Origin of the sequence: Pseudoalteromonas sp. BSi20480, assembly GCF_000241365.1 — a bacterium.
GTDB lineage: Bacteria > Pseudomonadota > Gammaproteobacteria > Enterobacterales > Alteromonadaceae > Pseudoalteromonas > Pseudoalteromonas marina.
In genome coordinates, this window is record NZ_BADX01000084.1 from 16,533 (window position 1) to 39,656 (window position 23,124).

17 protein-coding genes are annotated in these 23,124 nt (G+C 40.6%); 9 read left to right on the forward strand and 8 right to left on the reverse strand.

Annotated elements, in window-relative coordinates; translation table 11 throughout:
• Positions 1-89 precede the first annotated feature (89 nt).
• Together P20480_RS09115 and P20480_RS09110 are read right to left on the reverse strand one after the other, a co-directional pair.
• Positions 90-1,319: a glycosyltransferase gene (locus P20480_RS09115; RefSeq protein ID WP_008129684.1), complete on the reverse strand. Its 1,230-nt coding sequence runs from the start codon at positions 1,317-1,319 to the stop codon at positions 90-92.
• Entirely contained in the window at positions 1,316-2,320 is a 1,005-nt protein-coding gene (locus P20480_RS09110) for a LacI family DNA-binding transcriptional regulator (protein ID WP_006792661.1), read from the reverse strand. Before P20480_RS09110 ends, P20480_RS09115 begins: the two co-directional genes overlap by 4 nt.
• Positions 2,321-2,484: 164 nt before the next feature.
• Between P20480_RS09110 and P20480_RS09105 the strand changes: the two genes are divergently transcribed.
• A complete protein-coding gene (locus P20480_RS09105) occupies positions 2,485-4,947 on the forward strand; it encodes an alpha/beta hydrolase family protein (RefSeq protein ID WP_008129685.1) in 2,463 nt (820 codons plus the stop codon).
• Between the two features lie 71 nt (positions 4,948-5,018).
• A complete protein-coding gene (locus tag P20480_RS09100; RefSeq protein WP_008129686.1) occupies positions 5,019-5,636 on the forward strand; it encodes a LysE family translocator in 618 nt (205 codons plus the stop codon).
• Positions 5,637-5,688: 52 nt separating this feature from the next.
• Here the strand turns inward: P20480_RS09100 and uvrA are convergent, their stop codons facing one another.
• Positions 5,689-8,271, reverse strand: a complete 2,583-nt coding sequence (gene uvrA, locus P20480_RS09095) for an excinuclease ABC subunit UvrA (protein ID WP_008129687.1) — start codon at positions 8,269-8,271, stop codon at positions 5,689-5,691.
• A 195-nt stretch (positions 8,272-8,466) separates the two neighbouring features.
• On the opposite strand from uvrA, the gene P20480_RS09090 reads away from it, so the two are divergent.
• Entirely contained in the window at positions 8,467-8,871 is a 405-nt protein-coding gene (locus P20480_RS09090; protein ID WP_008129688.1) for a hypothetical protein, read from the forward strand.
• Between the two features lie 17 nt (positions 8,872-8,888).
• On the opposite strand, the gene P20480_RS09085 is transcribed toward P20480_RS09090, so the two are convergent.
• Genes P20480_RS09085 through P20480_RS09075 form a run of 3 tightly spaced genes read right to left on the reverse strand, consistent with a single transcriptional unit; the run spans position 8,889 to position 12,595 of the window.
• Positions 8,889-9,677: a LytR/AlgR family response regulator transcription factor gene (locus tag P20480_RS09085; RefSeq protein ID WP_008129689.1), complete on the reverse strand. Its 789-nt coding sequence runs from the start codon at positions 9,675-9,677 to the stop codon at positions 8,889-8,891.
• Positions 9,674-10,714: a sensor histidine kinase gene (locus P20480_RS09080; protein ID WP_033025451.1), complete on the reverse strand. Its 1,041-nt coding sequence runs from the start codon at positions 10,712-10,714 to the stop codon at positions 9,674-9,676. The genes P20480_RS09085 and P20480_RS09080 overlap by 4 nt, the downstream gene beginning before the upstream one ends.
• 27 nt (positions 10,715-10,741) lie before the next feature.
• Complete coding sequence (locus P20480_RS09075; RefSeq protein WP_008129691.1) at positions 10,742-12,595, reverse strand: CIA30 family protein; 1,854 nt, start codon at positions 12,593-12,595, stop codon at positions 10,742-10,744.
• Positions 12,596-12,878: 283 nt separating this feature from the next.
• Here P20480_RS09075 and P20480_RS09070 point away from each other — a divergent pair, with 283 nt between their 5' ends.
• The 5 genes from P20480_RS09070 (at position 12,879) to P20480_RS09055 (ending at position 17,308) form a co-directional block, all read left to right on the forward strand.
• On the forward strand, positions 12,879-13,421 hold the full coding sequence (locus tag P20480_RS09070) for a hypothetical protein (protein ID WP_008129692.1): 543 nt from the start codon (positions 12,879-12,881) through the stop codon (positions 13,419-13,421).
• Between the two features lie 34 nt (positions 13,422-13,455).
• On the forward strand, positions 13,456-13,839 hold the full coding sequence (locus P20480_RS18100; protein ID WP_008129693.1) for a hypothetical protein: 384 nt from the start codon (positions 13,456-13,458) through the stop codon (positions 13,837-13,839).
• A 289-nt stretch (positions 13,840-14,128) separates the two neighbouring features.
• The gene (locus tag P20480_RS09065) at positions 14,129-14,752 is read left to right on the forward strand and encodes a hypothetical protein (protein WP_008129695.1); all 624 of its coding nucleotides are present in this window, start codon (positions 14,129-14,131) and stop codon (positions 14,750-14,752) included.
• A 145-nt stretch (positions 14,753-14,897) separates the two neighbouring features.
• Complete coding sequence (locus tag P20480_RS09060) at positions 14,898-16,307, forward strand: serine hydrolase domain-containing protein (RefSeq protein ID WP_008129696.1); 1,410 nt, start codon at positions 14,898-14,900, stop codon at positions 16,305-16,307.
• 566 nt (positions 16,308-16,873) lie between these two features.
• Complete coding sequence (locus P20480_RS09055) at positions 16,874-17,308, forward strand: potassium channel family protein (protein WP_008129698.1); 435 nt, start codon at positions 16,874-16,876, stop codon at positions 17,306-17,308.
• 131 nt (positions 17,309-17,439) lie between these two features.
• On the opposite strand, the gene P20480_RS09050 is transcribed toward P20480_RS09055, so the two are convergent.
• A complete protein-coding gene (locus tag P20480_RS09050) occupies positions 17,440-19,023 on the reverse strand; it encodes a tetratricopeptide repeat-containing sulfotransferase family protein (protein ID WP_008129699.1) in 1,584 nt (527 codons plus the stop codon).
• Between the two features lie 91 nt (positions 19,024-19,114).
• Positions 19,115-21,529 (reverse strand): TonB-dependent receptor, encoded by a 2,415-nt coding sequence (locus P20480_RS09045; RefSeq protein ID WP_008129701.1) that lies wholly within the window; start codon positions 21,527-21,529, stop codon positions 19,115-19,117.
• 486 nt (positions 21,530-22,015) lie between these two features.
• Here P20480_RS09045 and P20480_RS09040 point away from each other — a divergent pair, with 486 nt between their 5' ends.
• Entirely contained in the window at positions 22,016-23,110 is a 1,095-nt protein-coding gene (locus P20480_RS09040) for an NADH:flavin oxidoreductase/NADH oxidase (protein ID WP_008129703.1), read from the forward strand.
• Positions 23,111-23,124 lie beyond the last annotated feature (14 nt).

A 23,124-nucleotide genomic window follows, 5' to 3' on the forward strand; every position in this document is an offset into this window, starting at 1 on the left:
TGTAAATAAATTAGCTAAAAGTATAGGCTAAAACGCCCATATGTAATGGGCGCGATTTTAAAGACTAATTGGTGTGTGTCTAGTCATTTTTAATCTAATTTTTTATTTTTCTCCGCTATCCATTGCGCCATGTATTGTGTGCTTCGCATTGTGTGATGTTTGAGCATTTGTCCGGTAAAGTTTTTTTCACGATGCGTGCTTAAATCGCTGCCTATTGCATCTATTTTATTAATGAGTGCCGCGCTCAATTTTACTTTGTCGTATACGGTGTTAAGTAGCGTATTGCCAGCTTGCTGGGCATGTTTAAAATCGGTTTCATTGGTATAAAGTTCAACGGCTGCATTTGCAAAGTCTTCGGTATTATTAGCCACTTTACCAGACCAAGGTAAATCGTTGTGCATGCCCTCTACACCAATACTGGTGGTAACGCTGGGTGTTTGCATTATCATGGCTTCAAGTAATTTACCTTTAATACCAGCGCCAAACCTCAGAGGAGCTAAACATACGCGCGCACTTTGCATTACATCAAAGGCGTTATCGGCCCAACCTTTTATTAAAAACCCGGTTTTTGGGTTGTTAAGCGCAGTGGCTTTAGGTGGCGGGTAAGAGCCATAAATATGTAGCTCAGCTTTGGGTAATTGCTTGCGAATAAGCGGCCATATTTTTTGTAAGTAAAGTACTGCGTCCCAGTTTGGCGCATGCCTAAAATTACCTATCGTCATAAAGTGCTGACGTTCATCAAAGCTTTTTATGGTTTCGGGCAACGAGGTTAAATCGACCATAAACGGTAAATGGTGTAATAAGCTTGGTTCGACCTTAAATACGCTATTGAGTAATTCCATTTCGTAGCTTGAAATAATTAGGCTTAGGTCGCAACGCAAAATAGCTGCTATTTCGCGTTTAGCTATGTCTGAATGTAAATCGCTGGTTGTAAATTCACGCTCGCCTTTGTGCGCTTCATGGCGTGCGTTTCGCAGGCACTGTAAATCTTCGGTATCGAGAATCTTAATGGCATTGGGGCAATGCTTATCAACGCGCCAACCAAATTGTTCTTCCATCATAAATCGGTCAAACATTACAATATCGGGGTTATAGGCTTTAACGTATTCGTCAAAGCTTTCGCAATTAAGGGCAATGCTTTGGCTTGTTATACCAAAGTCGTCAAGGTTTACCATGTGCTCTGTGCGTTGAGCGGGAGTAGCAAACTCCACTTGCCAGTTTTGTGCTGTAAATGCGTTCAATAATGACATCATGTGCGTACCCGCAGCGGATGAGTTGGGCTCTGGCCATACGTAGCCAATTACCAGCACTTTTTTCATTGGCTAGACTCTTTAATTTGTAAGTTAACATTTACCAGTGTTTTAACCGGTGGGGCTGTATTTTGTAATAGTTCTTGTAGCACTAAAAGGCAACGCTTCGCGATTTCATGCGTGCTGATTGCAACACTCGTTAATGTATCGTCAAGTAAGGCGCTATTTTTAACTTGCTGACAGCTTACTACTTTAATGCGTTGATTAGCTGCTAAGCCTAATGTGTTAATGCTTGCTAGCACGCCGTGGGCGATAATGTCATTCGCACACACAATGGCGTTAATAGCAGGGTTGCTTTTGTAAGCCTGTGCAAAAGCATTTTTGGCACTAAGAGCGGAATTTTCACCACATTCGATTGCGTTTAGTGGCGATATACTGTGTTGGGCACATGCGGTATTAAAGCCATGTTGAAGTGTTAAGCAGCTGCTTAATTGTAAATTGCTGCCTATAAACGCAATGTTTGTAACCCCTTGAGAAAGTAAATGCATGCTAACTATATGGCTAGCTTTTTTGTAGTCAGGTAACACACAAGGTGCATTACTAAATGCAAGCTCTTGCATTAACGTAACAACGCTATGCTGAGAACTTAATGTGTCTAACCATTGGGTGCATGTATTAGTCACAGGGCAAATTATAAATCCGGCGGCGTTGTATTCTTTTAGTTTATTAATTGCCTGTGTTTGCTGCTCAACGTTATTGTTACTGCTAACAATAACGGCCTGAAAACCTTCATTGTTTAATATTAGCTCAAGCTCGGTGGCCAACTGTGCCATAACAGGGTCAGTTAAATCATTTATAACCACAGCGATTAAATTAGAGCGCTTTGAGCGCATAGCTGCGGCATCGCGATTATAAACGTAGCCTAACTCATCAATTGCTTTTAATACTTTTTGTTTGCTTTTATCACTGACTTTTTTACTTTGAGTCAGCACCAAAGACACCGTTGACTTAGACACACCTGCAAGGTCGGCAACATCAAAAATTGTGACAGATTTAGCTTTGTTATGCATAGTTGTGTTTGTCGCAGTGATAAATTAAAAACGCGTTAGTGTAGCTTAAACTGGGCTGTTAAGTCATCTTTTGCCATGTGTTGAGCCACCTTAATGCTTTATGAACAAAGCAAAACGTGTTTATATACACTTAATTGTGTAAAAAATAACAAAAGGATAAAAACATGAACGCTTTTAGGCTGTTAGTTGCCTTTATTTGTTGTGTTGTATTACTACCATTTAGTCATGCAGAGCAGGGCTACCAAACTCCTTCGCCTGATTTAGCGGCAGTGGTAGATGCTAAATTGGCGCCCACAAGTTACTTATCAAGTGATGGTCAGTGGCTTGCGCTATTTGAACGCAGGCGTGTTGTATCGCTTGATGAGCTTGCAATTGAAGAGTTAAAGCTTGCGGGGATTAAACTAAACCCGGCTAATTTTTCACGCACACGGGTGCGCGCAAATTTTAGTGCTGTAGAACTTAAACATGTGCAAAGTGGTACTGTTATTAATATTAATAACTTACCAAATGGTATTATTCGCTCGCCTAAGTGGTCCTCTAATAGCAAATACTTAGCGTTTATTGTTGAACAAACAAATGAAGCAAATTTATGGCTTTATAGTGTTGAAAGTAAACAAGCAAAAATGCTATCGAGTGCTGCGTTAAATTCAGTTTTAACGGCATCGCCATACCAATGGTTACCAGACAGCACAGCCATTATTGCAAACCTAGCTGTAAATGTTGGTAAACCACGGCTAGAAAACAACAGTCAAAATGTTGTGCCAGTTATTCAGCAAAGCACTGGCGAAAAAGCCCCCGCACGCACGTATCAAAATTTATTAACGAGCCCATTTGATGAAGCTCAATTTAAGTTTTTTGGCCAAGGCCAGTTGGCTTACATTACCCTTGATGGAAAAGCCCAAGCTATTGGCAGTCCAGCACTTTTTAAATCGTTTTCGGTGTCGCCCGACTCGACTAATATTTTGGTGGCGGGAATTAACGAGCCGTTTTCGTATCAAGTGCCTTACAGCCGCTTTGCGACAACGTGGCAAATATGGGGTATGCGCGGTTTTGCATTAGCCGAGCTTGCTAAGCAACCTTTGGCCGATAATATTCCACAAGGTTACGACAGTGTGCGTACAGGAAGACGTAATTTTGAATGGCGAGCAGATCAGGGTGCTGAAGTTATTTGGGCAGAAGCGCAAGATGGCGGCGACATGAAAACTGACGTGCCGCACCATGATTACATTTATAGCTTACGTGCGCCGTTTAAACGCGAGCCAAAGTTATTTGCAAAAGTAGAACGTCGTTATGCGGGTATGGAGTGGGCTAATAACGACATTGCTATGCTGAGCGATTGGCGCTTTAGCGACCGTCAATTGCGTACGTATGTTATTCAGCCACGTAATGCCGATAGTAACCGTGTGCTGTTTTCGGAGCGCAGTTATAACGATGCTTATAAAGATCCCGGTAATGCTATTTACGAGCGTAACGATTTAGGCGCTAATGTAATTAAAGTGGTTGGTGGGCGTTATATTTACCTGCGCGGCAATGGCGCGTCAGAACAAGGTAACATCCCGTTTTTAGACAGGTACGATGTAAAAACAAATAGTAGCAAGCGTTTATGGCAATCTAAAGCGCCTTATTACGAGCGTGTAAGGGCGCTGCTTGATGACGAAGGCGAACGCTTTATTACTGTTCGTGAGTCTAAAACTGAGCAGCCTAACTTTTTTATTCGTGATTTAGATGACGATTCGTTAACCCAACTAACGCAATTTGAACACCCATACCCTGCTTTTAAAGGTGTAACAAAAGAACAAGTGCGTTACACGCGCGACGACGGTGTTGAGCTTTCTGGCACGTTATATTTACCACCAGGGTACGACAAAACACAAGGCACTTTGCCTGTGCTTATGTGGGCTTACCCGCTTGAATACAAAGACAAAGCCGTAGCGTCGCAAGTTCGCGAGTCGCCTTACGAGTTTACGTATATTGGTTACTGGGGCCCAATGCCGTACCTTGCCAAAGGTATTGCCGTGTTTGACGATCCTAAAATGCCCATTGTTGGTATTGATGGCAGCGAGCCAAACGATAACTTTAGAACACAACTTGTAGCAAGCGCGCAAGCTGCGGTAGATGTGTTAGTTAATAAAGGGATTGCTGATAAAGACAAAATAGCCATAGCAGGGCATTCATACGGTGCATTTATGGTGGCTAACTTATTGGCGCATAGTGATTTATTTAAAACAGGTATTGCTCGAAGTGGTGCGTATAACCGTACGTTAACACCGTTTGGTTTTCAGGGGGAAGAACGTGATTTTTGGCAGGCGCAAAGTGTATACGCTAATATGTCGCCGTTTTTTCACTCCGAAAAAATCAATGAGCCAATGCTCATGATACACGGTAAAGAGGATCCTAATTCAGGCACTTTTCCAATGCAAAGTGAGCGCATGTATGCCGCGCTTAAAGGCTTAGGAAAAGATGCCCGTTTAGTTATGCTGCCTTACGAAGCTCATGGCTACCGCGCACGTAAAAGCTTATTACATGTATTGTGGGAGCAAGAGCAGTGGCTAGATAAGTATTTGTTAAATGATACACCACAGCCAGTAGAGGTCGTTAGCGAGCCTGCTGTTAATACCCAGCAATAACAATACACATAGGTAAGCAACAGCGCGGCTACTTATAGCCGCGTTTTTGTTATGAATACGAGAGTAAATTAATGATTGATGTAGCAGCACTGGCAGTTTTTATTCCTACGTTCTTTTTTGTGTCGATAACGCCCGGTATGTGTATGACGCTTGCCATGACATTAGGTATGAGCATCGGTGTGCGCCGCACCTTGTGGATGATGATAGGTGAGTTATTGGGAGTTGCTAGTGTAGCTATTGCGGCGGTACTTGGGGTTGCAAGTGTCATGCTAAATTACCCTGATGCGTTCGCTATTTTAAAATGGGTCGGTGGTGCCTACTTAATTTACATAGGTATAAATATGTGGCGCGCCAAAGGTAAAATGTCGGTTAATACACATAGCCCAAGTGATGTAAGTAGGCAGTCGCTTTTTACTCAAGGATTTATTACCGCTGTTGCTAACCCAAAAGGATGGGCGTTTATGATCTCACTATTGCCGCCGTTTATTAATGTTGATCAGGCTGTTGCGCCACAGTTATTTATTTTACTTAGCGTAATTATGATAACCGAATTCGTAAGTATGTTAGCGTATGCAACAGGTGGTAAAAGCCTACGCTTGTTTTTAGCCCGAGGCGATAATATTAAATGGATGAACCGAATTGCAGGCAGTTTAATGATGCTTGTAGGTGTTTGGTTAGCCTTAGATTAATAATAAAGAGCACGTGGCTCTTTATTATTTTGCGCATAACGACTATTAATTTTTAATTAGAACCTGCGTGATTTAACTGCGCTTTTAAAAATGGTGCCGTTTTACTTTTTTGTGACTCAGCGACCCTTTCAGGTTTTCCTTGTGCAACTATTACCCCGCCTTCGTCGCCGGCTCCTGGGCCAATATCAATAACCCAATCACTGTTACTGGCTACTTGCATATCGTGCTCAACCATAATGACGGTGTTACCAGCATCAACTAAGCCATTTAACTGCGCCATTAGCATGGCTACATCTTTTGGGTGTAGGCCTGTGGTTGGCTCATCTAAAATATAAAGCGTATCGCCTCGCTGTGTACGTTGTAGTTCAGTGGCAAGTTTAATACGTTGTGCCTCGCCGCCCGAAAGTTCAGTAGCAGGTTGCCCTAAACGTAAATAGCCAAGGCCCACTTGTAAAAGCGCATTGAGCGCGCGCAAAATAGCGGGTTCATCGGTAAAAAATATATACGCAGACTCAACGGTTAAGTTGAGAACATCGGCAATGGTTTTCTCTTTATAGGTAATGTCGAGTGTTTTTTGGTTATAGCGCTTGCCATTACACACAGGGCAAGGCGAATACACGCTGGGTAAAAATAACAGCTCTACGCTTACAAAGCCTACGCCTTCACAGTTTTCGCAGCGGCCTTTTTTAACATTAAACGAAAAGCGACCGGCATCGTATTTTCGCTTTTTCGCCTCAGTGGTGTTTGCAAATAGCTTACGTACTTGATCGAATAAGCCCGTGTACGTTGCAAGGTTTGAGCGAGGCGTACGGCCAATGGCTTTTTGATCAACCGTTATTAGGCGCTTTATGTGTTCAATGCCCTGAGTTATTTGCCCGCCGGTTGCTACGTTGAGCTCTTGCTCGAGTAACTCTGCTTCGTCGGTTGGCATTTGTGGTTGCGATTTTTGCCCAAGTGCATCGTATACCAAGTCAACAAGTGCTTGGCTTACTAAGCTCGATTTACCAGAACCAGATACTCCCGTAACACTTGTAATAACCCCAAGCGGAAATTCTACATTAAGCTTTTGTAAGTTATTACGTTCAACATTTTTAAGCGCTAGCCACGCTTTAGGTTGGCGTTGCTTGTTTTGTATGGGTGCCTGCTGGGTTTGGTTATTTTTAAATAAATACTGGCTAGTGTGTGAGCTACTAATTTGCTTTAAGCCCTCAACGGGGCCGCTATAAACTATGTTACCGCCATGGGAGCCCGCATTTGGTCCAACATCGACTACCCAGCCGGCATGTCGAATAACACTTACGTCGTGCTCAACCACAAATACAGAGTTACCAGCGGCTATTAGTTCATCTAATGCGCTTAAAAGTGCTTGTGTATCGGCAGGGTGTAAACCTGCCGAAGGTTCATCTAACACATACACAACACCAAATAATTTTGAGCGAAGTTGCGTTGCTAGCCGCAAACGTTGTAACTCCCCTGGTGATAACGATGGGGTGGTGCGCTCAAGCGATAAATACCCTAGGCCAAGTTTAGTCAGTGACTCTATACGTTTAATAATATCGCTTGTAATACGCTTAGCGACGATGGCTTTTTCTGGGTTTGTAGCGTTACTTTTAGCAGGTGGATTAGCGGCAATGCTTAATTTATCTGCAAGTTCGTTCAATGTTAACTGCGAAATTTCGCCTATATCAAGGCCTGCGATTTTAACCGATAACGACTCTTTTTTAAGCTTTTTACCTTTACAGCTTGGGCATGGGGATATTTGCATAAACTGCGACACTCGTTTTTTAATACGAGGACTTTGTGTTGTAGCAAAAGATTTAAGAACAAAGCGCTTAGCACTGGTAAAAGTACCTTTATAGCGAGGTTTTTCGCCATTTTTAATGGCGTTTTTAACCTCTAAAATAGTGTAGTCTGGATAAACAGGCACAGTGGGGGTATCGTCTGAAAATAAAATCCAATCGCGTGCTTTTTGCGGCAACTCATACCATGGTATGTCGATGTCGTAACCAAGTGATACCAGTATGCGACTTAAGTTTTTACCTTGCCATGCAGGTGGCCAAGCTGCTATTGCGCCTTCGCGTATCGTTTTTGTATTGTCGGGCACAAGTAGTTGTTCGGTTACCTCAAAAGTGCGGCCAATGCCCGAACATTGTGGGCATGCACCTTCGGGGGTATTTGGAGAAAACGCATCGGCATACAAAATGCTCTGCCCTTTAGGGTATTCGCCAGCGCGTGAGTAAAGCATTCGCAGCGCGTTAGAAATAGTAGTTACGCTGCCAACCGATGAACGAACAGAAGGCGCACCGCGCTGTTGTTGCATTGCTACTGCTGGTGGCAGTCCTTCAATTGAGTCTACGTCGGGTTCGTCAACCTGATCGATTAACCTGCGTGCATAAGGCGATACCGAATCAAGGTAACGATGCTGCGATTCAGCAAATAATGTTCCAAAGGCGAGCGATGATTTACCCGAGCCCGATATACCAGTAAACACCACAAGCGAATTACGGGGCAGGTTTACATCCACATTTTTTAAGTTATGAACACGTGCGCCTCTTACTTGAATGCTGTGCTCAGTGTTTAATAAAGCCAATTGCGAATGTTCAATCGCGCCTGAACTGTTAAATGTGGTTGCCATGTAATTGTCTCCGTTTAATCGCCATGTTTATTAGGTGAAATTAAAGCTAAGGTTACACAAGCCACCCTGAATGAGCGCTTAGTGAGCATTATTGAATTTGTTGTGTATGTTTACATAATAGGTAAATGCTGAGAGTATGCTTAACTATGTAGACTATACAAACGTCAATAAGTACGCTTGAAGGAGGTTATTAATATGATTAAAGCATGGATTTTAATGTTGGTTATACTGTCGTCTTCGGTATTGGCAAATACTGAGAACGTAATAAACGTAGACAGAGCCATACCTAATAGCTTGCATTTAGCATTTCCAAACGATGCTAACATCACGCCTAAAAAAGGCGACTTCAATGTTTTAAATTACATATTAATGAGTAATAACGAGGGTGAACGCTGGGCAGTAATAACACTCACTAATTTATCGACGGGCAATCGTGAGCTTAACGAAGACCACTTAATGGCTTTGTTCGCTGATGGAACGCGACTACCTCCTCAACCTTTTAAATTAAGTTTTAAGGGTAACGAAACGCAGTCGGTAACTGTCTCGTTTGCTGAATATAAATTTCCTATTTTAAGTGTTTACTCAAGTAATGATCAGTAGCTAACTTTAAAATAAGCCTAAATATGCAGTAATTGTTTTAGCTTATCGGCACCGGCTCTGCTGGTGCTGAGCTCCGATTTTACATCGTCGTTTACAATCACCATCAATTTGCCGTTAAACCAGCGCTGTATTTCTTTTATGTGGTCAATATTAACCAAATAACTGCGATGAATACGCACAAAATTGTGCATGGCTAGGGCGTGTTCAAGCTGATCGAGCGTGTCGCTTAAATGATGAAATGTGTCGCCATTCCACGCTAAGCTATTTCCTTGCTCTGATTTAATAAATTTAATATCGCTTGGAGAAAGTAAAAATATGCGCTCGCCACTTTTACTAACTAGTTTGTTTAATGAACTATCGGTAAGTGTAAAAGCGGGTTCACCTGCGCAGCTAGTTACATGAGTATGCGCTCGTTGTTGCTCTAATTGCTGCTGCGCTTTGGCTAACGCTTTTTTTAATCGTACAATTGGAAAAGGTTTGAGTAAATAGTCAGTTGAGGCGTGCTCAAATGCTTCAATCGCAAATTGGTCGTACGCGGTGGTGTAAATAATAATGGGTTGGTAGTTAAGTAAATCAATAAGTTCAAGGCCATTAATTTCAGGCATTTGAATATCAAGCAATACCACATCAGGAGTCAGCTCATTAATTAATGCAATGGCCTCTTTGCCATTTGTGGCTATGCCTACCACGTCAACATGCTCCATTAAGCTTAATTGATGGTTTAATTTTTCGCGAGCAGGAAGCTCGTCATCGGCAAACAGTATGCGCATTTTAGTCGTTTTATTTGGCAGGTTTATATTGTTCATAACGCTAGCTCCAGCGTAACAACAGCACCATTATCATTACTGAGCAATACTTTACTTTGTCCAAGTTGATTAACGCGTAGCATAATGTTTTTCATCCCTATACCTTTTCCGTAGCCACATTTTAATACATCGTCAGTAAAGCCTTTTCCGTTGTCGCTTATCACAATTTTTACCCCGTTAGACATTTCACTCAGGGTAATATTAAGTGTAAGTGAAGTTTGTTTAGCATTGTGCTTAATTGCATTTTCAATAATAGGTTGAATAAGTAGAGGTGGTAGCGTTTTGTTTTTAAGGGTATTGGGAATGTGGTAATTAACCTTAAGCTTATCGCCAAAGCGTGCTTTTTCAATATTTAGGTACTTTTCTATTATGGTAAGCTCTTGCTGTAAAGGTATTTGCTGTTGCTCTGCGGTATCAAGCGAGTACCTTAAAATATCAGCGAGTTCATGCAGTACTTCATCGGCTAAATCGGGTTTTGTGTGTATGTAAGCGGAAATTGTATTTAAGCTATTAAACATAAAATGAGGGTTTAGCTGGTATCGCAATGTAGCAAGTTGGGCTTGTTTAAGCGCATGTTTTTCGGCTGTTACGCGTTTTTTGCTTTCAATAAAAATACTGGTAAGGTAAATACACGAGCCCCAAAGTAAGCCGTTAAATACAACAAATATCCCCATTGATTTATGCCCATCAAAAAGCAGTGTCAGTAATACATCGGTAAGCACATTACCGAGGGCCATAAATACAACAGCAATTAACCATTCAAGTGCTGTTTTATTAATGTGCTTATTGCGCAGGTAAAAAATAACGGCTGCCGCACTCCATACCGGAATCCAATAAAAAGTAACAAACCACACGGTTGCGGCGAGTGCACTGCCGCCTGTTAAGGGCGCAGAGTTAGCAATTATCAGCCCAAGGGCATAAGCAATATCAACAATAAGTAGAATAAAAAAGGTGTATTTGTAAAAAGGATGTTTGAGCATAATAGGTGCTTCTTTTTGTAAGTGATTAAACCATAACAAAAAACAGTCAAAACCCAAAGAGTTTGTGTTTTGACTGTCACTTATTTACAAGTAAGTTAGCTCTTTGATTTGTAATGTATTTTTTAACGGCTCGTTGCTTGCGCCTGGCATTTTACGCCACATTAAGTTAACCCCTGTTAATTCTGTTGCCGACCACGTAACGGGGCTACCAAACCCAAACTGTTTAAATGTAGTGAAAGGTATATCAAGCGTGGTCCACTCATCGCGTGGTTTTAAAAGTACACTAAAGTGATCCCAATCTTTTACATCACTATGATAAACAGACATAGCAAAAGGTGTAGTTGAGCCTTTATAGGTTAAGCGAATACCTTTAAATGTTGAGGCATCAGCCGGTGACGAAAACTTAATTTCAGCGCCTGCCCATGCACCAAAGCTGGTGGGCTTTGTAATGGTTGTATCAATAGTTAAGCTATTTTTATGCGTGGTAAGCGTTGCAATAGACTGCCCACCCATTACCGAATCGCTCATAGCTTGCCATGGTGTATCACCGGTAAAATCATCAATAGTATGCTGTGCTTGGCTGCTTTTAACTTCTTCATTGCAGGTAGGGCCTTGTGGTGTAATAGCCTTGTTTTGAGCAATAAGCGCTGAGCGGTCTACTTGTATACCTGATTTGTAAACCTCTGAGATAGTGTGAATGTGGTTTATATCATCAAGCGGGTTTTGCTTAAGCAGTACAAAGCTTGCCTCAAAGCCTTTAGCCAACTTGCCAATGCTCTCGGCTTTATTAATCGCTTTTGCGCCGTTAACTGTGGCTGCATTAATTATTTCACTATTAGTTAAACCTGCTTTTTTAAGCGCATCTAACTCGTTATGTAACCCCGTACCATGCAGCGTGTAAGGGTTTCCGGCATCAGAGCCTGTGCCTATAGTTATATTAGCTTTATGTAGCTTTTGTATATTTGCATAAGCTGTTTTACGCTCATCCCACGCGTGCTCTTTCCACTTTGAAGGTGCAGGCACCTTTTCAAACAAACACCCTTGAAGCTTTTCAGGAATGGTTTTTAGTAACTCGCTTTGTGAGCTAATAGTATGGTTATGCTTTTCATCGCTATAATTGTGGTACACGGCGAGGGTAGGAATGTAAGTTACGTTATGCTGTTTCATTAGCGTAATAAATTCATCGTCAATCGCTTCGCTATTAATACCGTGCGCTAAAGCCGTTGCACCGGCTTTGATAGCACGTTTACCATCATTTAATGTAGAAACATGCACAAAATACGGTAAATTAGCGGCTTTAGAGCGCTTACCTAGCTCCGCCAGTTGGCTATCAGTTAACGATTTACCTATACCGCCAAAGGTTTCAATAACCGCTTTAGTTACATGTGGCTTAGTGCTTATATGTTTTTGCCACAGCGCTGCTATGTCTTCATCTTTTGCAATTTCGTATGCTTGGCCACCAAACTGCGTGCCATGCCCGCCAGGGTTGGTAAACAAAGTACCCGCATAAAAAAGGTTAGGGGTTAGTTGGGCTGCTTTTAATTGCGCAGCTTCGTTTAGGGTTTGCTCAAACGAAAACAAATCAACAATATTAGTTACGCCTAAATACAAATTAGAATTAAAGTGCGATTTAACCGGCAAATACTGAAACTCAGTAAAGTTACTACCCGATGAACCCAAATGTACATGTAAATCAATTAAACCAGGTATTGCATATTGGTTGTTGGCATTAATTGTTTTATCGGCGTTTTGTAGTGGGTCAGTCGCTTTAGTAATGCTTACAATTTTGCCCTCATCAATATACAGCGAACTTGGCGCAGAAAAGCTTTGCGAACTACTTTGGTACAAACGAATGTTATCGACCCGCAGGTCAATGGCGTGAGCACTAAAGTGGCTTGCTAAACTCAGTGCTATAACTGTTTTTGTAATAATGTTCATGACTGTATTCCTTATCAAAAAAATAGGTGTTTGGCGTTTTGTTGATAAGAAAGTTAGCGACTTTTATAACCTGCTTCATTAATGTTTATCTGAATCGACAGTATTGGCAGTTGAACCGACACAAGAGTAAATAAGCGTTGTGGTATGAGAAATTAACTTTATTGTATTACTTTGTGTATATGCTTAATATGTATCTAAAAGTGAGGCAGGTTTAATAAGGCCTTTGCACTTACAATGGTCAAACGCTAGTGTTCATAAATTATAAAAAAGTCATGGATGATCAATGAATAGTATAAAGCTAATACTTTTTTCAATTGCCTTAGGTTTGGCTCCTTTACAGCTTTTAGCTGAGCAACAACTCCCAACTCAATTTGATAATAATCGTATAATTTTAATCCCGGAACTTATCAGTGGAAAAAAGCTAAGGTTTTTTACAGATACCGGCGGTGGGTGGAATGCGATTTCGAAAGAACTTCACCAGCAATACAATTGGCCAACAATCACAAAAGTAGCTGATGGCGAAGAGCATACCTTATCAGAAATGCCTAAGTTTAAAGCAGAAGCAGAAATACCTGCTGGTGGCATTGAAAATTTCATGGCCGGATATTTGTTTATAGCCCCTGAAGCAGAAATATCAGCAGGGCAACAGTTTGATGGCTTTTTAGGTGGTCGATGGCACGCAGAAAAAATCATTAAAATTGATTATGTAACTGAATCAATGTTTATCCTTGATTCTCTTGATGGGGTTAACTTAAACCAATTTAAAAAAGTAAAATTAGGTTTTCAAAAAAGACTCTTATCAAAAATACACCACAGCCTTTCCTAGGATGAGTATAAAAGTTCAAGGAATAGAGCATCAAATGTTATTAGATACTGGTGCAACATCAACTTTAACTAATACCGCAAAAAAACAAATACAGAGTAAATCGAATGTGGTTGGGACTTCTTTCATTGCAGCTAGTGTTTTTGATAATTGGAAAGCCAGAAACCCAGATTGGATTGTTATTAAAAAGGCTGAGCATGGCACCGAGGAAGCTATGATTAAGGTACCTCTTGTAATTATAGCCGAACAAAGTATTGGACCTGTTTGGTTTACAAGAAGAGAGGATAATAACTTTCATGAGTTTATGTCTTCAATGATGGACAAAAAAATTGATGGCGCATTGGGGGGCTCAGGCCTCAAATATTTTGAACTCATAATAGATTATATCGACGAGCATGCTTATTTTAAGGCAGAGCTATAAACTTAATCTCGCGTGAGTGGTTTTTAAAGGCGGTTATGAGCTGTGAGAACCGGTCATTGAGATTGGCTAAATATCGTCGTTAATTGATTCGTTAAACTGCTATTTGCGCATATATTCATGAAAATGAGCGCTGCGCGCATATTGATTCGCTTAACTTTACCTAAAAAATTTAGAATACTTAGTGATAGTAATACCTTAGGTTATTTGTTAAAAGTAGATAAGTGAGCGTAGCGTCAGTAGAAATATGCGCGATGAGCGCACTATTAAATTGTTAGCACCTGGTATTTAAATGGAATTTGAATTAGTAAGATTATCAAACTACCGAAATGAGTCATTATTTGACGATATTGAAGAGTATAAATTTCGCGCGTCAGACTTGTGTAACTTTGCAAGAAGCACTAGTTGGGGGGTATTTGAGGCCTTTGTTGATCGTTTTGATCAAAATCGACCGATCATCTCAGGGACGTTACCGAATGAATCATTGATTACTACTTTCTATTCAAAATATCGGCACGTTTACTTAACTAAAGAAACTGCCAATTTTTTCAAAATTGCAAGGTCATTATCGGTAGCTAGTAATTCAGACTTATTCACTCTGTATCACCGTCATCATCTAAAGAAAGCTTTTTACCAAGAGTTTTTGCTGAAATTCGCTTTTATTCAAAGTCAAACTTCATTTACGCCAGAACAAGTCATAGATATCTGGTTTAACGCTTACTTTTTTCACGGTCAACAAAAGGAGAGAGAAAAGCTGAAATTACTACAAGAGTTGGTCACAGATCAAGGAGCTAAAGTAGCCCTTTGGCACACAGTATGGCAGTCTCATTTAATTGTAGGTGAGTTAATGGAAAATCTAAAAGAAACTACGAAAGAAAATCCCTACATTAAGGTTCCCAAGTTATGCAGAATCTAGGGCTTTTGGGTGCTAACAAACACATTATATCCATTCGCTCCGCTCATTGGGACGCATACTCGCTGGCTCGGCCCATTCTTCGCAATTATAGCCAGCAAGCCTGCGCCCCATATATGAAGCGTTATGACAGAAAGGATTCCGCCAAATGGTTCAAAATTTAGTTTTAATCTTTCTTTTATTCTTTGCCAGTTATTCACTGGCTTTGGACAGTGAGGATATAAAGCAAGATAAATCTGTTAGTCTCGCAACGATTGCAGACAGCATCGCCATGCAATACCAGCAGATGGGCTGGTTTTCCGGCGCATTACTGATAACTAAAGATAATGAGGTGGAGTTTGCGTCATCTTATGGCTTTCAGAATGTCGAAGAAAAAATAAAGAACAGCATTCAAAGTCGCTTTAATCTTGGCTCAATCATGAAAGACTTTACCAAGGTCTTGATCTTGCAACAGGTTGAGGCTGGCAAATTAAAGTTAAGTGATAAACTAGTTAGCTTCGAGTTGGGGTTCAAACAACCTGATGCTGATCAAATCACGATTGAGCACCTACTAAATCATAGTGCAGGCTTTGCTGATATCTTTGTGGCTGAATATCGTCAGAATCAACTTGCATTTGATACTCTAAACAAGAAAATAAAGATATTGATAAATAACCCCCTTTTATATACACCTGGAACTGATCGAAAATATTCAAATTATGGGTATGTGGTATTAGGAGTGATTCTTGAAAAAGTAACTGGAAAGCCTTTCGAAGAACTACTCAAAAACAATATCTTCAATCGGGTTGAGATGTTTTCAACGACCTTCAGGCCGGTTAATTCTAATGAATATCAGTCAGTCCGATATACATTCCAGTACAATGGCAATTTGAGAAAGGTCGGTATTAATGAACACCCTAGTCCCGATGGCGGCATTGAATCGACCGTTGTGGATGTGCAACGATTTTATCGAGCGTTATTCTATAGTAATAAGTTATTAAAAAATTCAGACGCGATTAATCGCCATCTATTTGCAATGGACGGCTCCCATTGGGGCGCATATGGAGGTGGTCAGGGCGTCAGTGCAGCCGCGGAAATAGATTTGGACACTAGCTATGAAATAGTTGTTCTGGCAAACACTGATCACTTAGTTGCCGAACGCATTTCTGGTCGAATACACTCTTACATCAAAAATGGTGAGTATCAACCAATTAGACAATTGGAAAAAAACTTTGCCTTTAAGTACTATCAATCAAAAGGAAAACAACAATTCTATAAACACTTCAAACAGGTTTATAAAGACAATGGTTACAGTCGATTCATCGGCAGAACAATTAATGAAGTAGGAATGGAACTACTTAGTACAAAATCATGGACCGAAGCATTTGATATGTTCGAATATTTAGTTTCATTGTTTCCCAATGCACCGCAGGCCTACGACAGTTTGGCATTCGCCTATTTATCGAAAGGAGATAGCGAGGTTGCGAAAAGTACTTTTAGCAAATCTTTAACTATTGATGGTAGTTTTAAAAGTGATTACGTGAGTGATAATTACGGTCATGACAATATGCTCAAGTAAGGACAGGCTATCGCCAGCCGCTTAGTTTTGCGTTATGTGCCATGAGTAACAGAAAGTTTAGTCTCCTGTTTAGAGTCTTACTTATGCTTCTAGTCATTTTAGGAAGTAAGCGGGGTCAAATTTTGACTTCATACATTAAAGCCATCGATGTCTGCTCATGACACTTTGCAGATTAAACCTAATCTATCGAGTTAAATGAAAATTTAACGGAATATGAGTCAGGTGAGTTAAAGCAAGTACAGGCATAACTATCTGTAGTTTTATTAAATTGATGATTTACGCCAAACATTTTTGTTATTGCTTTCCCGGTGATTACTTAGCGGTTTAGTGATGTTTACGGTTACTGCATTTCCTTTTGGTTTTAAGTGTTTATTTCTGTTTTTATTTACCTAAATATTGTCTTACTTAGGTTTTGGCTGAGTTTTAGCACGCTAGTAATAGCAGTAATAAACTGTTAAATAACGGTAGTAAAAATACTTTATTATAGTGAATGTAGGTTCCTACCCTGTTGTGAATTTTATGTATAATGTTACTTAAAATATAAGGATTTAAGCAGTGGGATCAAAATGCTAATACAGCTTATTATTGGAACATTTGTTATTTGTGGCACGGTGCTAATACAAGCAATGTTTATTGGTGTTTTGTCTAAAGCGCTGGCTAATATTAACGATTGGTTACTAAATGGCTCAAAAACTCTAAAGATGATTTTAGTCGTCACCGCAATGGTAATTTGGTTGGTAGGAGGCTTAACGGCGAGTGCGTGGTTATGGGCTGCTATATTTTTAATTTTTGATGTTTTTAGCGAATTAGAGCCCGCACTTTATTTTTCGGTTGTTACCTTTACAACACTTGGTTATGGCGATGTTGTGTTGGGCACTCAATGGAGGCTGCTTGGCAGTTTAACGGCTGTTAATGGGTTAATAATTGTAGGGCTTAATACGGCTTTTTTAATGGAAGCTATTTCTCAAATAAGGAAGGTTCAATCTAAAAAGCCAAGTTAAATGCTCTCTTTTGCAATATATAAAAACTCTCTAGTGAAAGCTGGGAAGTTTATTGTGTTATGAATATATAAGCCTAAGCTTTAACTTTGGCTTATAAATTCACTTTTACTAAAGCAATGCATAATTAATGGCTATTGCAACGTAATTCCTTGCTCTAATAGGTAATTTTGAGCCTCGTCAGTATGAGGTTTAAATGCCTTCCAACGCCCAATGGCTTTGTTGTTTAGCGGTTGGCGTACTTGCACTTTACTGGCAGTAGATACCGGTGCGGTGTTTAAGTGAAAGTCTATACATTGTGCTTGCCACTCTAAATCACAAAAGCTGACTAACTCTTTTATTTGCTGCTCGGGCTGTGCGACTAATTCTTCGTATTTCACAATTTTTATATTGCTGTGCACGGTGCTGAAGTGCTGCATGAGTGAGTAAAAGCGGCTATAAAATTTAGCAGTGTCGAGTAGGTCTAGCGAATACGCGTAGTAAGGGTTGTTAATGGTAAATAGCTGGCGGTAGTTACCAATACAGGTGTCCATTGGGTCGCGCAGCATACAAATAATTTTAGCGTTTGGCAGTGCTTTAGTGATTAAGTCTATATAAAAAAAGTTAAACGGGAGTTTATCTATAAAATGTTTATGGCTACCGGTAGTAACGCGGGTGGCGTTTAAATATGTTGAGCCAAGCTGATTAAAATCAAGTTCATACGCTTTAGTTAATGTTTGTATGTCGAGCACGTTTGGTGTGGGTGTGTTGCTTAACCTTTTTACACTTAGGCCGAAGTCTTGTAGTTCACCAGCCGATTGCACGTCGCTATGGCTCGATAATATTCTCTCAACTAATGTGGTGCCAGAGCGGGGCATACCTAGTACAAAAATAGGCTCAGCAGTGGGATTACCCCCCGTTTGTGAAGCTTTGTGCTTAGCACTGAGTTGTTTTATATGTTCAAACAACGCATTTGACGATGCGTTATCAAACGGGGTAAGCGCATGCTTTGCTGCTTTACCTTGTTGTAACGCGGTAAAGGCGTCAGAAAATGCGCCAATATCTTGGTATTCTTTTGCCAGTGCATGGCCTATGTGTAATTTAGCATCAGGGTGTGAAACCTGCTCAAACACTTGCTTTAACCGTGTAATATTATTTTTTTGCTTTGTTACTTTAGTTAAATCACTGAGTGCAAAGTGGCTTTGATGATGAAGCGGGTTAAGTGCAATGGCATGTTCAAACGCGGTGTGTGCTTTGTCAAATAGGCCCAAAAACTTGGCGCTTACTGCAAAGTTGTAATAAAACAGGGGTTGAGGTTGTTGTTTGGCATTGGCTAATGTGAGTGCACATTCAAAATAATGTAAAGCGTGTTCGTGTAGGCCTGCTTGCGTAAGTGCAACGCCTAGAGTATCGGCGTCGAGTGCTTTTTTTATTTGTGTAATAGGCACCGACAGCGCTACATTTTTTGCTTTTTTTAAGTCACCGGTAAGCGCATAACATTTTGCCAGTTGAGCAGTATATTCAATGCTAGAGCCAAGTGTTAAGGCTTTTTCGATTAGCTTGATGGCTTTATAAATTTGCCCTACTTGCAAGTTAACCATTGCCAGTAAAAAATAGCCGTCGGCAAAGTCAGGTTTATGCGAAACCAGTTCAACTAAGCTTTTGTGGGCAAGTTGTACTTTGCCTTCGTTTAAATATTTAATAGCGCTTTGATGGAGTTGTTTTAAATTTGGCTGCATTTTTTATTTGTATTGTTTAGTTACGCGTTAATAAAGAAAAAAGGCCCAAATAAATTTGAGCCTTTTGATTGTACTTAAACTTAACGGTTAATTATATTTCAAACTTATAATTAAATTTAATGCCTACCGTTAATGGACGGTTGATAAAGTAACCATAGTTACGTTGTATATCAGTTCTATTTGCTGAGGTAATATCGGCATCTGAACGGCGAACAGACGTAACGGCGTATTTATTAAATACGTTGTCTACGTAAACGGTCGCTGACCACTCATCGGCGGTTAATTTAGCCGAAATGTTGCTTAAGCTATAACCTGGCAATGTTTCACCGTTATCGCGTAAACCAACACGAGAAATTACATCGCTTTGTGCGGTAATACCGTAGTTAATATCAAGCGTTTTGTCGTTAAACACATCTGTTTGATAGTTTACACCCATTGAAAACTGGTGCTCAGACGAGCCTGGTAAACGGTCGCCATCTTCTGCACCATCTGTGCCGTCTGAATTAAATAAGAATGGTGCGTCTGATGTTAGCTCTGCTTTTGTGTATGCATATGTAGAATACACAGAGAATGAGTCAGATAAAATTGCACGCGACGATATTTCAATACCTTTCGCATTGGCTGAACCGGCATTAGATAAGTACGGTAGTTGGCCTACCTCAGTTGCACCGGCAACTTGTGCGTCGTCCCAATCTATATTAAATAATGCGGCGTTAAAGTGTAAACGGCTTCTTAACCATGTGCTTTTAAAACCAAGCTCGTAGTTAGTTGTTGTATCTGCATCGTAAAGCATTTCACTTGGGTTACCACAACCCGCTTGGTTAGCTGGTAATGGATCAGGACAAGGTGCTAAACCATTTGAACCACCAATTCTGAAGCCTTCACTTATTGTTGCGTAACCCATTACTGAATTAGTAAATTGATACTTGGCGTTAAATTTAAATAAGCTGCCGTTGTCGCTTGCTTCATTTTGTTCAAAGTTAAGTGTTACGTCGTCTGGGCCTGCGCCGCCGAATAAGGTATTAAATAATGGAAAATCGACCGCTGACTCAGATTCTACATCGTATTTGTAAAAACGAGCACCAACGGTAATATCGAGTTTGTCGGTAACTTGGTAGCCAATTTCACCAAATAAAGCCGATTCTGTTATTTCAACGCGGTCAACTGAGTAGTATTCAAGTTGGTCTGGACGAGATTGATCTGCGCCAAAATTTTCTACTGCAAAGTCGCCAAAGCCTGGCGTGTATTCTTGGCTAGACGCATCGCTTTCAATTTTGTTGTAAAAGCCACCTACAATCCAGTTAATGTCACTGTCGTTTTGTGATACTAAACGAATTTCTTGTGTGAACGTGTCTTGCTCTTCAATTTCACGTGTGAACGATGAAAACGCAGGAAATTCTTCGTAGCCGTAATCAAGGCGAATAAGTAAATCGGTTTGGTCACGTTGGCCGTCTGCATCAAAATTTGAAATACCTGTTGCCGATACTAATTCAGCAAAACCTAGGTCTGCTTTTAACTCTAAGCTTAGTAGTTGGTTTTCTTTTTCACGTGGCTCTTCGTAGCGGTAACCTGACTCGTATTCACCAATTAAATCACTAAGACCGTTATCGGCGCTCAATGTATTGTAATGAACAATTGAACGACCTTCGCTGTCTTGATTTTGGTAAAAGTAGTTAAGTGTACCTTCAAATGTTTCGCTTGGTTTAAAGCGAACAGAAATACGCCCTGTAGTGGTTGATTCACCGTTGGCGTCTTCTACATTTTTAAGGTTGTTGTTAACTGCTGCGCTGTCGGTCCAATCTGGGTCAGGTAACGATACGCCCGGCTCACGCACTACGTAACCATAGTCAATAAAACCTGGGTCTTCGTAAATGTTTAAACTAGCACGAACGGCAAGTGTGTCTTCAATTAATGGTAAGTTAAATATGAATCCACCTTCACCGCCAATAGAGTCGCTTTCTTGTGTTTGCGATACATTGCCGAATACTTCAAGTGATGTGAAATCAAGCTCAGGCTCTTTAAGCATGTAACGAATAGCACCACCTAATGTACCTGCACCGTACAGCGTACCTTGTGGCCCAATAAGAACCTCTACGCGCTCTACGTCGACTAGGCGCATATCAATGGCGACTGGGATCTCGTTAATGTAAGTTGCAACGGTGCCACCGTCTGATGATGGACCTGAAGAGTTTGTGTTTAAACCACGTACAATAATAGGTGAACCAGAACGACCACCTTGATCGGTAATTGTTAAACCAGGTACCCAACGTGCTACATCGGCGAGCTCGCTGATGTTTTGGTCTTTCATTATGTCGGCATCAAGCGCTGTAATGTTAAGCGGTGCGTTTTGCACTGAGCCGCTACGTCGTGTTGCTGTTACTTCAATAACTTCAAGTGATTTGTCTTTTGCGGCTTCTTGCTCTTGGGCAAACGCAGTATTTGGAAGTAAAAAAGCGCTAGATAGGGCGCCCGACATAGCCAAGGTTAACAAGCTTGGTTTAAACATAAAAATGATCCCTAGTTCAAAGATTTAACATAAGTAAAGTACATTGAATATCATATCAGTCACAATCGAATCAGGGAATGTGTAAATTGAATTAAAATTCACTTTTTTAGAATAAAAAAGGATTGGTTAGGTGTGGTTTGTTGGGTTTGTTAAATTTATCTCCCATTTATTATTAGCTTTACCCGTGGAAGGTACAATTTGTGTACGGTTTTAATATTTGTGAACATTTGAATGACTATTCATGACTATTCATGACTATTCATGACTTTTTGCATGCTTAGATTTTGGTGGTGTTAATTTTTTGTAAGTTTATTTGGCTGGGCAGGGAGCCATTTATTTATTAGTAAGTTGTAGCGGTTTAAAAAAAGTTTTACCTCCCCATAACCTACTTTTAAATAAAGGTTTTTATATAACTAAATGGGCGAATGTGTTTACTAGTTCGTACATTCAATTTAATTTTTAATTCGTATGCATCAAGGATCTGTTATGAGCCAGCTTTTTTCGCCGTTATCTTTGGGTAAGCTCAGTTTACCTAACCGCATTATTATTGCACCTATGTGCCAATATTCAGCTATTAATGGTGAGGCAACTGATTGGCATACTATTCATTTAGGTCAACTGAGTTTAAGTGGAGCCGGTTTACTTATTATGGAAGCGACGGCTGTAAGCCCTGAGGGGCGAATAAGCTATGGTGATTTAGGTCTATGGAATGATGAAACCCAAAAAGCATTAGGTAAAACTTTAAACGCGGTTAGGCAATATAGTGACATGCCTATAGGTATTCAGCTTGCGCATGCAGGGCGTAAAGCGTCAACCGGTAAACCGTGGGACGACGTAGGTGCTATTTCACCTAACGATAAAAATGGTTGGCAAACTATTGCGCCATCGGCACAGGCTTACGATGAGCATTCGTTTGAACCTGTTGCAATGAGTAAGGCAGATATTGGCCAATTAATTGCGGACTTTGCAAGCGCTGCTAAACGCGCCGACGAGCTAGGCCTTGATCTGATCGAATTACATGGTGCTCATGGGTATTTGTTGCATCAGTTTTTATCACCTTTGAGTAATAAGCGCGATGATGAATATGGAGGCAGTTTCCAAAACCGTATGCGCATTGTAATGGAGGTTTTTAAAGCGGTGCGCGCTGAGTTTAATGTTAATAAACCCGTGGGTATTCGAATCTCAGCGACTGACTGGGTTGAGGGTGGTTGGGATTTAGAGCAATCAATAGCGCTTGCTAAAGCGCTTGATAAGCTTGGTTGTGATTTTATTCATGTAAGTACAGCGGGTTTAAGCCCTTTACAGCAAATACCTGTTGAGCCTTGCTTTCAGGTGCCTTTTGCTACTGCAATAAAACAGGCCGTTAATATGCCGATTATTGCGGTGGGTTTAATTACCGAAGCGCAACAAGCAGAAAATATTTTAAGCGAGCACAAAGCGGATGCAGTGGCTTTAGCTAGAGGTATTTTATATAACCCACATTGGCCATGGCATGCAGCAGCTGAATTGGGTGCAACAGTTAACGCACCTAAGCAATATTTACGTTCAAGCCCGCACGGAAAGCCTTCGCCCATAAAGTGACCTAATAAAAAACC